Source organism: Facklamia sp. P13069, from assembly GCF_050409405.1.
In the GTDB taxonomy this organism is placed as follows: domain Bacteria; phylum Bacillota; class Bacilli; order Lactobacillales; family Aerococcaceae; genus Facklamia.
This window is the reverse complement of sequence record NZ_JBNUPN010000004.1, coordinates 50,689-64,657: the sequence shown is the minus strand read 5'-3', so window position 1 is coordinate 64,657 and position 13,969 is coordinate 50,689. Positions and strand designations below refer to the sequence as shown.

At 36.2% G+C, this 13,969-nt stretch carries 9 protein-coding genes and 1 pseudogene; 1 reads left to right on the top strand and 9 read right to left on the bottom strand.

Annotated features, from left to right (window positions below; all coding sequences use genetic code 11):
- Nucleotides 1–123 precede the first annotated feature (123 nt).
- The 5 genes from ACQV2T_RS02015 to ACQV2T_RS01995 all read right to left on the bottom strand — a co-directional run bounded on the left by ACQV2T_RS02015 (nt 124) and on the right by ACQV2T_RS01995 (nt 9,908).
- The gene (locus ACQV2T_RS02015; RefSeq protein WP_428893173.1) at nt 124–981 is read right to left on the bottom strand and encodes a class C sortase; all 858 of its coding nucleotides are present in this window, start codon (nt 979–981) and stop codon (nt 124–126) included.
- The gene (locus ACQV2T_RS02010) at nt 982–1,833 is read right to left on the bottom strand and encodes a class C sortase (protein WP_428875257.1); all 852 of its coding nucleotides are present in this window, start codon (nt 1,831–1,833) and stop codon (nt 982–984) included.
- Nucleotides 1,814–3,160, bottom strand: coding sequence for an MSCRAMM family protein (locus ACQV2T_RS02005; protein ID WP_428893172.1), 1,347 nt, complete (start codon nt 3,158–3,160; stop codon nt 1,814–1,816). Before ACQV2T_RS02005 ends, ACQV2T_RS02010 begins: the two co-directional genes overlap by 20 nt.
- 99 nt (nt 3,161–3,259) lie before the next feature.
- A complete protein-coding gene (locus ACQV2T_RS02000; protein WP_428873358.1) occupies nt 3,260–4,789 on the bottom strand; it encodes a SpaH/EbpB family LPXTG-anchored major pilin in 1,530 nt (509 codons plus the stop codon).
- 4 nt (nt 4,790–4,793) lie between these two features.
- A complete protein-coding gene (locus ACQV2T_RS01995; RefSeq protein WP_428893171.1) occupies nt 4,794–9,908 on the bottom strand; it encodes a SpaA isopeptide-forming pilin-related protein in 5,115 nt (1,704 codons plus the stop codon).
- A 338-nt stretch (nt 9,909–10,246) separates the two neighbouring features.
- Here ACQV2T_RS01995 and ACQV2T_RS01990 point away from each other — a divergent pair, with 338 nt between their 5' ends.
- Nucleotides 10,247–11,440, top strand: a complete 1,194-nt coding sequence (locus tag ACQV2T_RS01990; protein ID WP_428876432.1) for a coenzyme F420-0:L-glutamate ligase — start codon at nt 10,247–10,249, stop codon at nt 11,438–11,440.
- A gap of 294 nt (nt 11,441–11,734) precedes the next feature.
- Here ACQV2T_RS01990 and ACQV2T_RS01985 read toward each other — a convergent pair whose 3' ends face one another.
- From ACQV2T_RS01985 to ACQV2T_RS01970, 4 genes and pseudogenes are all read right to left on the bottom strand, one after another.
- Nucleotides 11,735–11,944, bottom strand: a complete 210-nt coding sequence (locus ACQV2T_RS01985; protein WP_428873361.1) for a hypothetical protein — start codon at nt 11,942–11,944, stop codon at nt 11,735–11,737.
- Nucleotides 11,945–12,068: 124 nt separating this feature from the next.
- Nucleotides 12,069–12,938, bottom strand: coding sequence for a radical SAM protein (locus ACQV2T_RS01980; protein ID WP_428893170.1), 870 nt, complete (start codon nt 12,936–12,938; stop codon nt 12,069–12,071).
- Nucleotides 12,939–13,030: 92 nt separating this feature from the next.
- Nucleotides 13,031–13,279 (bottom strand): annotated as a pseudogene (locus ACQV2T_RS01975) (2-keto-3-deoxygluconate permease); the annotation flags it as partial.
- A gap of 199 nt (nt 13,280–13,478) precedes the next feature.
- Nucleotides 13,479–13,910, bottom strand: coding sequence for a 2-keto-3-deoxygluconate permease (locus tag ACQV2T_RS01970; RefSeq protein WP_428893183.1), 432 nt, complete (start codon nt 13,908–13,910; stop codon nt 13,479–13,481).
- Nucleotides 13,911–13,969 lie beyond the last annotated feature (59 nt).

The window sequence follows — 13,969 nt, the reverse complement described above, 5'->3', positions numbered from 1 at the left end:
AAAAGTTAGTTATATCGTGGTTTAGCTTTTTTAATTTTGCTATTCCTATAGTAGTGAAAAAAAACAGGAATTTCAAACACAAATTACTCATTGTTTATTTTGACCAGCAACTTATCAATAGACTCATTTTACCCTAGAAAAGCTACGATTAGCTTTTTTTCTTTTGATGAATAAAACTATAATAGACAAGAAAATAAATAAGCTTAACGCAATCGTAAGCCATAACTTCCATGGAGATGGCTGTCTTCTTGTTATTGTCTCTTGAACGCTTTCTTTCGGATATGGAATACGTTTACCAATAACCAATAAGCGATGACTATTAATCATATAGGGTGTGCAGGTTAATAAAGTTACTCGATCTTCTGCTTCTTCAATTTTGAGGGATTCAAAATCATTAGGTTCAATCACTTTGATTTCAATCACTTGATAAGCTAAATCATCGCGCAAGTTATGGAGGAAAAATAAGTCGCCAACTTCCATTTTGTTTAAATCAGAAAATAATTTGGCGCTAGGTAAGCCTCTATGAGCTGTAATGACGCTATTTGTTCCTTTACCACCAACAGGTAAGCTGGTTCCTTGGAGGTGAGCGGCTGCTTTTTGTAAGACTTCTTCAGTCGCTCCTGCATGGATAGGTAATGAGAGATCAATCTTAGGAATATCGATAAAGCCTATCTGTTCATTGATTTCGAGCATGCGAGCATATTCTTTAATTCCTTCCTTTTGTTTTTTGGTAAAAGGATCCACCACGCCATTCATACTAGGAAGGATGGTCGAATTATAAGCATGGGCTAATTCAATCCGACGGTCTAATTCAGTTTGTGATATTTTGATAGATTGGTCCCTAAATTCTTCTACTTGCGTTCTTGCCGCTTGGTTATGAATATAACGCGCTACAAAAGGATAGGCGACCAAGGTCAAACCCAAAAGGAAAATAAAAATGTTTAAAACAGCTTTGATATTTCTTCTATTGATTGTAACCACCTACTTTCCATTGTCAGTCTTTTTTCGATTATACAGCCAAAAAAGAATAGTAAGTAGTAGTAAAAGTAACAGGAGTAATAAAAGCCAGCGGTACTTGATAAAGAAGTTCATAGAGGTCTTGCGGTCTTTTTCAAATTCATCCTCTACATAAGGAATACGGTGTCCTCTAACCAGTAGGCGGTGACTATTGATCATATAGGGGGTACAAGTAATTAATGTCATATAATCATGTTCTGGAACAATATCAAGATATCCTATTTCATGAGGTAAGATGACATCGATTCGATCGACTTGATAGGCTAAAGTTTCATTTAAGTTGTTAAAATAAAAGACATCATCTATTTTTAACTTGTCTAAATGCGAAAATAAACGTGCATTCGGCAACCCTCGATGCCCTGTAATAACTGCATGGGTGTGAAGTCCACCTACCGGCAGACTTGTCCCTTCTAAATGTCCGATTCCTTTTTGCAGCACTTCTTCACTGGTTCCAGCAAAAACTGGTAAGTATTCATTTATTTTAGGAATATCAATGACACCAATTTGTTCATTAATCTCCAACATATGCGCATAGGCTGCACGTCCTTCTTGATGATCTTTTTCTGAAAAAGGATCCGAAAGCTTTGAAACACCCTCTTTTTTCTGACTTAATTGGTCGTTGTAGGCTTGGGCAAGAAAAACACGTCGGTCCACTTCTTGTATAGACAGTTGTTGCACAGCCTCCTTATAGCTATTCACTTCCACGCGTGAGGCTTGGTCATAGAGGTAACGTGAAATAAAAGGATAGCATAAAGCTATCCCTCCCATTATAAAAAGTAGATTATAAAAAAAGAGTTTAATTTTTTTCTTCTTCATAAAGTTTACATGAAATCCTTTCTGTACCAGTTGTCGACTTATAAAAAAGAATGAATAAACCGATGGTTATAAAAAGAAAAGCAAGGTAGAAATAATTAGTTTTACATTCTCCTGTCGTTGGTAAAAAGCCAATATCACTTGGTTTAGAAGGTCGGTTAATAGGAATATCTTGCTCTTGCTTTGATGCTTCAACTGGATGGTTGACGATCTCCATTACAGTATAGTTCCAATAACTCTGACTGGTTATTTCAAAGGGAATGGCTTGTTCAAAGGGTTGGTATTTTAGACCTTGTACAATGGGGGCTTCGATTTCGATAAGATAGTATTTTCCTAAGGGCAGATTATTGACTTCAAAATATCCTCGTGAATCAGATTCTACAATGTAGAAAGACCCTTCTTCCGAAGAGACTGGTTCGAAGAGGCGTTTTTTACTATTCCAAGTGACTACTTCAAAGCGTGCACCCATCAAGCCTTGCGCCGGCTTTTTATGGTTGACCTTTCGGAAATGTTGTCCGCCCTTTTCAAGCCCTTCTTCAAATGAGCTTTCATCTGTAGGCTCTGTGGTTGAGTCTTGAGAAGTCTCTTTAGCAATCAGATAATTTTTAACTAAAACTTCAGTAACTTCACCAGCCTTAATAGTGAAATGTATTTTTTTTGAAAGCTGATACCCATCGACCGTTTTTAGTTCAACTAATACATAGTCTCCTTCTGGTAATGAAGCGAGAGTGATTTCACCAAGAGAATTCGACTTCAATTCAGCCTTGCCCGAAGGATCCGTTGTAAAATGCCCTTCTTTAAACAACATTGGCTGGTCTGAATTCGCTGCATAAATATAAAAAGTAACATTCGCTAAATTCTTCCAATCATCCATTTGGTTAGTGGTCACTTCACCGATCACTTTGATTTTTAGGTAGCCCGTTTGAACGCGCTTAGGGAAAACATCAACTTCAAAAGCGTTTTGATAAGGCAAATCGATGATAAATGGTACCGTACGCTCTTCTTTTTTACCGGCTTGATTGATTTCTAATCCGTAATAGCTACCATCCGGAAGCCCGTCAATAATGGCTAGAGAATTTTCATTCGTTTTTGAAGAGTAAGATTGTTTAAATAGATGATCTAATTCACTAACTTTCTTTTCTTTTAAAGAAGCGATATCTGCTTGAGAATAGGTGGGATCGACCTTCCACACTCTATATTCTCTTATTGTTTCACTATCAACAGAATGAATGATCAAGCGATTGGATGTGGCTGAAATATGATTAAACGGTATGATCATTAAGGTAAAAAGCATCAATAGAAATGTAGTAAGTTGTTTAAATAACTTCATATCATACCTCCTAGTTTGAATATCCTTTGTTAAGGGAAATAGGCCTATTTCCCTTAACAAAGGATGGAGAAAATCTCCATACCTTAAATTCTTAATCGTTTAGGCTTCTTCTTTGGCCTTACGACGACCATAAATTGCAAGGAACATTAGTAATGCGCCTGCTACGATGAAGATGACAGTCCCCATACCACCAGTTGCTGGGATAGATGGACGTAAATTATTAGTAATCTCAAGTTTTTGATTATCTTTTTCTACTGAAAAATTAACAGCATCGGCTAACAACTGATAACCCTCCGGTGCTTTAGTTTCTTTAACTGAATACTGCGATGGTTTAGTTCCCTCATTTCCTTGCGCTGAGTATGCCAGTCCGTCAATTGAAAAATTACCCTCGGCATCAGATTTTAATTGGATAACCTTACCAACCATTGCATCTGGGAATTTTGGATTACTCTCGGCATTGTTAAGGGTGATAAGATGTTCGTTCCACTTCATCGGAGCATTATCTTCTAAGACAGTAAAAACAGCTTCTGAAAGAGCTTTCTTATTGGAGTCAACTTTTTGAAATTCTTGACTTCCGTATTTGATCGAAACATCATTTGAAGCGCTAGTAGTCTCTTCTACCACACTATTATTGTAAGTAATTGTTGCATTGTTTGTAATTGGTGTATCAGTAGATGAGTGAGTGCCGTTAAGGTAGGCAGTAAAACTAACTTCAATAAATGGAGCTTCATTTGTATTGGACGAAATACCATCGATTTCATTATCAGCGATTTTATTTCGATTTGCTAGAGGAACTTGAGAAGCGATTTGTTCGATACCCTTTGGTGTTAAAGCAATACTTATAGTTTGACCACTGACTGAATAATTGAAATGATCTTCTATAATTAACGTTTCATTTCCCACCTTAATCGTCGGTTTAAGGTCATCATGCTTAATTGTTAAGGCCGGATCTAACTGGTCTGTAAAGGTATATTTTGAATATTTTTCAATATTTGTTGGGATGGTTCCTTTTAAAATATATTGAAAAGCTTCGCCAACATTGAATGAGGCTTCGTTAAAACCTAACTTAGCAATATCCTTACCGATAACCGGAAAAGCACCTGTAACGTTTTTAGGATAAATATGAATATCTTTAAGATATTCACTACCGTCAAATTTAGTCATTGGAAAAGCAATTACAAATGGAACCGCTAATGACTCCGTTACGGAATTTGGTTTTTTTGTTTCAAAAACAGCAAAGTATTTAGGGTTAGCAGGATCAACATTTACTGTCCATTCAACCGTTCCATTTGAATCGGTTTCACCGAGAAGTTGGCCTCCAGATGCTGGCTGGGTAGGCTTTGTACCAGCAATTGCTTTATCATAGCTATCTTTATCAATTTCATAAGCTGTAAAGCTTACTCCAGATAAGGGTTTTACATTGGTACCGAGAGTAGAAAGGTCTGTAATTATTGTCCCGTCCTGGTTTGCTTTTGGCAAATCAGAATTATATGAATCTGCTTGCAGTTTATGAATGGTTACCTTTGCATCGAAAGGTTCTGTTGCAAATACTGAAGGGGCCTGAGTTAAAATGTTCGAGAGTCCCAAAATAAAAACAAGGACTGCTGTTAATAAGTTGCTTTTTTTCATGTGTTTACTCCTTTTCATGTGTTTTTTTTGATTGAAGATAATAAAAACTTGTTAAAGCCATTAATATGAAGCCGGAAACTAGATAAATCAGCACCCCCGTTCCTCCAGTAAGTATAAGGTCATGCGATTGGTAATTCATTACAACAATTTCATTGTCATTACCGTCAGAGCTTGTATCTCGTTTGCTAATAAAATCGACTTGCTTTTCATCCAATATGAATTCCGCTTGGCCTGTTTTATTCCCTTGGGAATCGGTACTTTCAATAATTTCAATAGTTAATGGTTGTCCCAGGAGCTTATAGCCTGCAGGTGCCTTTTCTTCATATAATAGGTACTTTCCAAGAGGTAAATCTTTAAAGACGATGGAATTATAATTATTCTGGCTAACGACTTGATCAATAAGACGGTGATCTTTATTATCCTCAGCTTTAGATTTTAAGCGAAAGATGCTGCCAGTTATTCTTGTAGTAGGGTCCTCACCGTCAATTTTATTGAAACTAAAATCGGTCCTGATAAGTTCATTAATCACAACATAGCCCTTATTAGCATCTAGGACGATTGCATTTTCGTTCTTAATTAAATCATCCGGCATTATAGAGACGTTGTTACTTCTATCTACTTGAATGATAACTGGCTTAACAATTTTTCGATAGCCATCTGGTACAAAGCTTTCATCCAGATGGAAATAAACATAATTCTCCTCTGTTCTGATGGGACGATAATTAGATAATTCTTGGTTAAAACTAACTCTTCCATTGGTATCACTGGTAACTGTCCAGCTTTCATGACTCGAACTTAATCCACTTGCTGGGTCCCCTTCCATACGGGTCAATGTGAAGCTGGCACCAGCTATAGCATTGCCGTAGTCTCCGTTTTGATTATTAATATCATCCCGTTTCCAAAATTCAATTTCGATCGGATGGAAACGGTTGATCACTCTCGGAATGCCATCACTGCTTTCGAAATTCCAATGGGCATCAGATTGGGAAAGCCAAGTTAATTCTCCTTTGTCAGAAACTTCTACTTTTGCACTGATACCTCCTCCACTTATTGTCTCATAATTAACAGGTGATTGGGTTTCTACAACTTCATAAGTTTTGCCAACTGGCAAATTCTTGAATGCAAGCAAGCCATCTGCTCCGGTTACTTTAGTAGCCAAAGCTTGTCCGACTCGTTCTTGTTTTTGTCTATCGTACTCATAAATTTGAAAGCTTGCACCTTCTAAAGGGGGCATTGACTCGATAGACAGACCTTCATTATCATCTGCTACTTTCTTTAGTTGGATATTGGTGGGGTTTTGACGATTAATGGCAAAATCTAAGCGATACTTGCCAGAGTCGTCTTTTGTTAAGAAGTCCTCCTCATCAGTACCTTCTATACGGGTGATGTGAGGGCGTATTCCTCCTGCATCCGAAACAATCTCTATTTGATAGACATTATTTGACCTTAAATGAGTGTTGGGACTACTCAATTCCCTTAATTCATATTTACCTGTTTCTACATCGGTAAAACCTGCTGTTCCCGTCGCATTGGTCGTGGCTGTTTGTAGATAGTCTTTTCCTTCTATTCCTTTTAGTTCAAATTGCACACCAGCTAAAGGAATAACCGGTTGCGTAAAAGGATCCAACTCTTCCCCTTTTTCACTATAGCCGTATTTCACAATTTTAAAGTTCGAGTCCACTAGGTTTGAAACGGTATAGCCTTGATTGTCATCTCCAGTGAGCAATTGATTGTATTCTGGCAGTATATCCGCAATATATTTATTGTCTAGCGTATCCAATTTTATCTCAATAATATCATAGGCATCGCTTTGGGCAACGTAACCTGGTGGAGCTTGTATTTCTTGTAAACGATAGAAACCTAGGGGGAGATCGTTAAAAATGACTGTGCCATCTGCAGCTGATTGAGCGATCAGAGCAGTCTGATTCGAGTCCTCAATATATTCACCTTGATCATTCTTGATAACAGGCGTTAAAGTAAACTTTGCCCCTTCTAACGGCAAGTCGTTAAGTCCCACCTTGGTGAATTGAATGGTATAGGTTAAGAGTTTGTTAGTCATTTTGATCTGATCCTCTGCCCCATCTACGACACTTGAACCAGTAAATTCGTCTGATCCAGTAGGGGGTTCCATAGTGACTTGTCCAAATTCATCTGTTGTAATTTTCCATGTTGCTTGACTCTTTTGATACCCTAAAGGTGCTCGAATCTCTTGAATAGTAAAGGTTGAATTAGGTTGAGTGGCTGTTCGATTGAGAGTCACTCGCCCTTTTGTATCACTTGTCTTTATTAAAACCTCTTCAGTTTTAGCGTCATTAACCACACGGAATTGAGCCCCTGATAAAGGCTTGCCTTTTTCATCTACCTTAAAGAAGGAATAGGATTCTCTAGTATTAGTATATTCATAAAGATTAGAAACTGGATTGCGTTTTAAAAGGGGTTCCACTTCTTTTTGTGTGTCTAAGTTAATTGTTTGAATATTTTTAATTATTAACCCGCTGTTATCTGCTAATAATTCCAAATCAAAAAGGGTTTTTAAATGTTGTTTTACATAGCCAGGCGGTGTTTTTGTTTCTATTAATTCATAGGAGCCGACTCCTAAGTCCTCAAATTGAACCTCTCCACTGGAATCCGTTGTGACTGAAGCAATCTCAGCTTCAAAGGGCTGTGTTTGTTTCAAATCAAATTGAGCCCCAGCTAAACGGCTTTCATTTAAGCCAATTTTTGTGAACTTAAAATCAAGTGTATGTTCTTGATTGATAAGATTAAAGCTTTGGCTATCATCTGTAGAATTTATCTCACTAATATTGCTTGTATTGCCTTGTAGACGGATCTTGCCATCTGCATCCACCACCAGGGTCCACTTGTTATTGTGAGGCAAATAGTAGCCAATTGGGGCCTTGTCTTCAGTTAAGAGATAACTTCCCTCTGATAAGCGACTGTATTCAAAAATTGCTGACGAATTGCTAGTTTCTTTTGGAATTACTGTTCCATTAAGTGTTTTTAATGTAAATTGAGCATCTTCAAGTAAATCGCCTTGTTTATTAACTTTGCGGATTCTTAAACGATTGGGTTTGTTTTCTAAAATGGGAGGGGTATCCCCTAGCGAAGTAACGCTTCCTTTATAGGATTGGCGAAAATTTCTGGCGAAAACGGCTGATTTATCCTCGTTTTGATCAATATCAAATAAAATTGTCTTCTCACTTTCAAGGTACCCATCAGGCGCATTAATTTCTTTGAGTTCATAGCTACCATAGCTCAACTTAGTAAAATCTAACTTTCCTTCTTGATTAGAAATTACGGTCTGACTAAAGGAAGGATCCCCCTCTTTACTTAAGCGATAGACTGCATTCGCTAAGGGTTGTTGCGTTTCTTGGTCAACTTTTTTAAAAGTTAAATCCGTCAGCAATATCTCCAGTCGGATTAGTGCGGCGTTATTTAGTACCTCACGACCATTTTTGGCAAATGGACGATAAATATTATTATAATCAGGAGATAAAGTACCATTGGGTGAAAGATTGTATGCTCCATAATAACTGCCTTCTTTGGGGTCGAATTTATTTGCAACAAGACTTGGATTCTTTTCTAGTAGGCCAATTTTAGGCGGTGCATACCCATTAGGTGTACTTATAAGCTTGACATAAAAGTAAGGGTAACTTCCATCTCTTGGAACGTTGTAATAAGCAGTATAGCCATTAGTCCCTGTATATGAAGTTGGTTGGGAGTCGTCATTTACAAGGCTTAGATCAAAGGTAAACCAATCTTCTTCTTTTCGATTATAATGAAAAAGCTTTACTTCTACATTAGGCGCCGGATTATCAAACTGGTCTAAGGCTAAGATATTAAATTTATTTGAGACGGGTGTGGTAGAATCCGTTGCTGATCGCGCTTGGATATTAGAAAATCTTGCTATTACTTCATATTCTACAGGTAATTTAATGGTTTCACCGTCAGGAAAAGTGATGGATAAAATGGTTTGGAAGACCCCTGTTTGCGAAGTATCTATGGCTTCCTCCCATTCGTACAGCACTTCTTTCGATAAATCACTGTAATTTTCGACTACATTTTCCGCTAACAAAGGTTGATCGACTTGAACAAGAATTTCATCTTTTAAGATCGGCTCAGGATTTAGCTGAGTACTTTTATCTTTTGTGTGATCTTCTTGACTTGATTCTTTATTTTCTTGATTTATAGTAGTTGCATTATCATCAACTATCGTGACTGTTGTTGATTCTTCGTTTGTCGCTAATTCTTTATTATTGTCATCGTTTTTAGGAACAGTTTGCTGGGCAGTAATCTTCCTATTCGAAAAAAGCGTAACGGCTTTAACGGTAAAACTTTTACTCATCGAATCTGAACGATCTACCTCTGCTTGCAGTGTATGTTTAAAGTAAGCTTTTGGTATCCAAAATTGATAAACTTCTTCATTAGCATTCGCTTTGAATCCGACTTGCCAAAGTTTCTCTTTTTCTTCATTATAAGGATTTTCTGGTGCTAATGGTTCTTCCATTGTAAAAACTTCAGGTTCTACTAAATCAGCTTGACTTGGGGCTTGTGGTTCAACTAGGTCGGAAGGAATTTCAAGACCACTCTCAATTAGTTGGTTATATTGTGTCCAGTATGCTTCTAGTTCTTGCTCATAATTTGCATATTCTAGCTGATAAGTCTCTAGGGCTTCTTGGTAGGCTTGCCACTCAAGATCATTTTGTTTTTTGGCTTCCAGATAAGTTTGGTATTTTTCTTCGTAATGAACCTTATCCTGCTGATAGGCCTCCATCTCTTCGCGGTATTGCATAAAATTCTTAATAGCCCTATTAAAATCTGATTGCTGATTAACTAATCGCATGGAAATAGTTTCTTCTTGATTGGTAATAAGTTTAAATGAATGGACTTGTTCAAATTCAGCATCTGTTTCAAACATTATAAGCTGATCACTTGGTTCCATATTATTGTTGCTATTCAAAAATATTTGCCAAGTAGAAGGATTATTTTTTAATTGAAGAATATTCGGGTCTATTGCTTCTTGGGCATAGGCTGTAGTGAAAGTTTTAAAGGGAATGGTTGATAGAAGCAATAGGAGCACTAACATAGTATTCCAAAGGGTTTGTGAATATTTTTTCAATTTTATCACCTCTTAATCGTTGTGTATTCTATAACTTAATAGCATTTTAAGATCATAATCAATTGCATAGCTTTCTTCAAATATTATATCTAAAAAAACAGTTCCATTGCAAATAAATCTATAGCATTTATAAAAAAAATTAAACATTAAGAGCAAAAATAACTATGAATCCGAACATTCGGCTTAAATTTCTTGTAAAAAATCATATAAATCTTTCTCCAAAGAAGACTCTATGATAGACTATTTTAGTAAATGGGTGATGGCGGTCTTCCGTCGTTTTTTTCATTTATACATTGTTGGTCGATTAATTTATCTCAATGAGAGAAAGGAATTTGATTATGAAAAGAACAGTAGGTACCGTAGTAAGAGGGTTAAGAGCACCAGTTGTCCATGAAGGAGACGACTTAGTCAAGATTGTTGTGGAGACTTTATTAGAATCTTCTAAGGAAGCTCAGTACAAGATAGAGGATCGAGATGTTCTTGCGATTACGGAATCCATTTTAGCGCGTGCCCAAGGCAATTACGTGACCCTTGATCAAATTGCAAAGGACATTCAGGATAAATTGCAAGCCAAAAAAATAGGAGTTGTCTTCCCTATTACAAGTCGTAACCGTTTTCAATCAACCCTTAAAGCGATTGCTCGTGCAGCCGATGAAGTGATCGTTCAATTGAGTTATCCGTCCGATGAAGTGGGAAATCCGCTTATGTTAATTGAAGATTTGGATGATGCTGGTATTAATCCATGGACAGATGTCTTCACAGAAGCAGAAATAAAAAAAATATTTGCCGATATGAAGCACCCCTTCACAGGTGTTGATTATTTAAGTCTTTACCGAGAAACCATCGAAGCTGAAGGAGCTGCTTGCACGATTATTTTAGCTAACCAACCAAAAGCTGTCCTAGATTACACAGACACCATAATTACAGCAGATCTTCATACACGCAATCGTACTCAAAAACGCCTATTACAAGCTGGTGCTTCAAAAGTACTCCGACTGGATGAGATTATGAATCAGCCAGTCGACGGTAGTGGTTCGAATCCAGAATTTGGATTGTTAGGTGCAAACCTATCTTCTGATGAAATCGTAAAACTCTTCCCTATTAATGGTGAAGCCTTTGTCAGTGAGGTCCAGTCTTTAATTAAAGATTTAACTGGTAAAACAATCGAAGTTATGATTTACGGTGACGGCGCTTTTAAAGATCCTCAAAGTCAAATTTGGGAATTAGCCGATCCGATAGTATCCCCTGCATACACCAGTGGGTTAGAAGGAACACCTAATGAAGTAAAGCTAAAGTATTTAGCAGATGGCAAATTTAAAGATCTTGAAGGTCAAGATTTACAAACGGCTATTTCAGATTATATTGCAGGCCATGCGGAGGCTAGTCAAGACCAAGCAGAAAGAATCGGAACTACCCCGCGTCAACTAACAGACCTATTAGGTTCTTTATCTGATTTAACTTCTGGTTCAGGTGATAAAGGAACACCTTTCATCTATATCAAAGGTTACTTCGATAAGTTTTCTGATCAATAATTTTACCCTTTAAATAAAAACTCTGTTAAGCACCTGAGTGTTTAACAGAGTTTTTTTAGATTAATTCACGAGGTAGGATGTTGTTCTTGTTTTCAAAACATCTAAAATGGTATTAAGCTCACCTTCTACTAAGTTTTTTGCGGCTTGGTCGGTATAAAAAGCACTGTGTGGTGAGGAAATGATTTTAGGGTGATTTAATATTTGAAGGAAGGTTTCATCTGAAATTTTTTGATTTTTAAAGCCATTGCCTGCATAAGGGCCTTCACCCTCAGAGCTATCCAGACCAGCTCCGGCTCAATGGTTTTCATCTAAAACTTTGATCCAGTCATTGGAATTAATGATGCCACCACCTGCCATATTTAATAAATAGGCAATTTGTTTAAAGCCAATCTTAGCTAAACTTTCATAAAAAGTATTATCTATTTGGGCTACTTGCGAGATTGTTATACGGTCATACTTATCTAAAGAGTCAAAATATTTACTACTTAGAAAATGACTGCACAAGGTGAAGTCTACTTGATGCGATATGATTTTATAAATATACTCTCTCCTACATTACTAAATATAAATTCGCTTGTCTTTTTTAGCAAAAAAGTTGCATTAATTAATCTCTATAACTTTTAGATGCTTAAAATATTTTCAAAAAGTCCCTAAAGCTCTTTTTATTTTCTTCTTCCCAATTGTAAAGCTTGTCTTCCAGTTTACTGATAATTTCTTCTTTATCTTGAGGGAACTTCCCACTTAATGAAATTGTATTTGAGGAGTGATTTCCATTTATTTTGATATTTGTATTAATATGATTCAGTAGCATTAATTCTTCCTCTAAACTTTCACGAGGCGTCAAAATTACAAAGCCTTCTCTCTCTTCCTCTTTTAAACTAGATAAGTCTTCTGCATCGATTGTCAATAAAATAAGTTCTTCTGCATCGACATGGTTAATAAGTTTGGCAGTTTCAATGGCATGTCTATCAGATAAACCATTTCCACCAGCTCCTATAACAGTCACTATAGAATAGTTAATGCCTACTTTTTTCAATTTTTTTAAAGCGATTTTTTCTTGATGAATAGTTAGATGTTTATTGTAAAAGTTTAATGTTTGATCTGATCCTGTTTCAATTAAAAGATAAAGTTGGTCTAAACCGTGAAGTCTTAACTTCAATAAATCTTCTTCTGAAGAATCTAAAATACTTTGTGAGCTAGTAATACCTTTTAAAGTTTTTGCATTAGAAAGATCTTTTTTAATTGCAGGGATTATATTAATTAAACTCTCTATATCTACATCTAATATATTTTGATTAATAATCACTATCTCTTTTGTTTCTTCACCTTTTTTACTTTTTAATTCTTTCTTATTTATAATAGATTCTTGTACATTCAACGGTTTATTTGAATCGAATGCCTTTTGATCATTTTTAATAGCTGGGTGATGAATAGATATTTTTTGGCCTTTTAGCTGATTGGTTATGAAATTGACCATTTTTAAATAAAGTTGGTTCATAGTCTTAATCGCTCCTATTTGAATAGTTTATATATAAAAAGCTAACCCCAAATTATGGTTAGCTTAATTATATGATTGAACTTGTATCGGTTTCAACCACAGAAAGCATTAAGAAGCTTTTTGGTGAATTTTGCTACTAAGAATGATGTTAAAAATGTGGGAATAAGCCCTGTTAGAATTTGTGCAGATGCTTGTGTTACGTAAGGTTCTACACTAGGATAGCTTTGAGCGATTAAAGTGGGAAATGAAGCAGAACTTTCTAGCTTAGCATTGAAGGACATGCCCATTACACCATCATTTTTAAGTAAATACTTGTCTACTAAAAATAGTGGTGAGCTTACTAAATAGAAGAATACAACTCATCACACCGATTAATCCAGAATGCAAACTATCGACAATGTTCATAGCCTGACCGATTCCTCATCCTAATAAAGGCAGGAATAATCCGATAGCTGGCGAAAAAAGTTTTACTGCCTTTTTATCGATATTTCCAATAATAATTCCTACTACTAGGGAAATAAGAGTTGATAGCAAAGGCATCTAATTAAAGCCAGAGCTATCAGCTTTTCCAAGCGAATAGACGATTAATGGAAAAGTTGGTATTCTAAAAAAGACTACAAAGTTAAAGCCAATCTTATTTTCTTCTTGGGCATAATCAGTAACTAAGGGTAAGAAGATGGTTAGATTGGCTGAACATACTGCAAGAATAAGCGCTAAAAGACTAATACCTAAGAAACCTTCATCTCCAAATACCTTTAATATCAACCCCCCCAATAATGATTGATAATTAGCTTTAACAAGAGAAAGGCCCCCTTCTCGTTGAATAACTTTCATCAAACTTTTTGTATTAATCATCGTTCCCAAACAAAAAGTGATGGCAGCCAAAATAAAAGCAATTGAGTTTTTACTTAGTATAGCCTCAGTCATTCTACCAATATAGGACAAATCAGGCCAGAAAGTGTGAAAATACAGAAGAAATTAGTAAGGGAAGGAGGAAAGTTCCAGCAGGTATTTTTTATCCACTGTAACAG

Excerpts from the sequence above, each read along its gene's own strand:
- ACQV2T_RS01980 (WP_428893170.1), bottom strand. The coding sequence starts at position 12,938 with ATGAACCAACTTTATTTAAAAATGGTCAATTTCATAACCAATCAGCTA.
- ACQV2T_RS02010 (WP_428875257.1), bottom strand. The coding sequence starts at position 1,833 with ATGAAGAAGAAAAAAATTAAACTCTTTTTTTATAATCTACTTTTTATA.
- ACQV2T_RS02005 (WP_428893172.1), bottom strand. The coding sequence starts at position 3,160 with ATGAAGTTATTTAAACAACTTACTACATTTCTATTGATGCTTTTTACC.
- ACQV2T_RS01990 (WP_428876432.1), top strand. The coding sequence starts at position 10,247 with ATGAAAAGAACAGTAGGTACCGTAGTAAGAGGGTTAAGAGCACCAGTT.
- ACQV2T_RS02000 (WP_428873358.1), bottom strand. The coding sequence starts at position 4,789 with ATGAAAAAAAGCAACTTATTAACAGCAGTCCTTGTTTTTATTTTGGGA.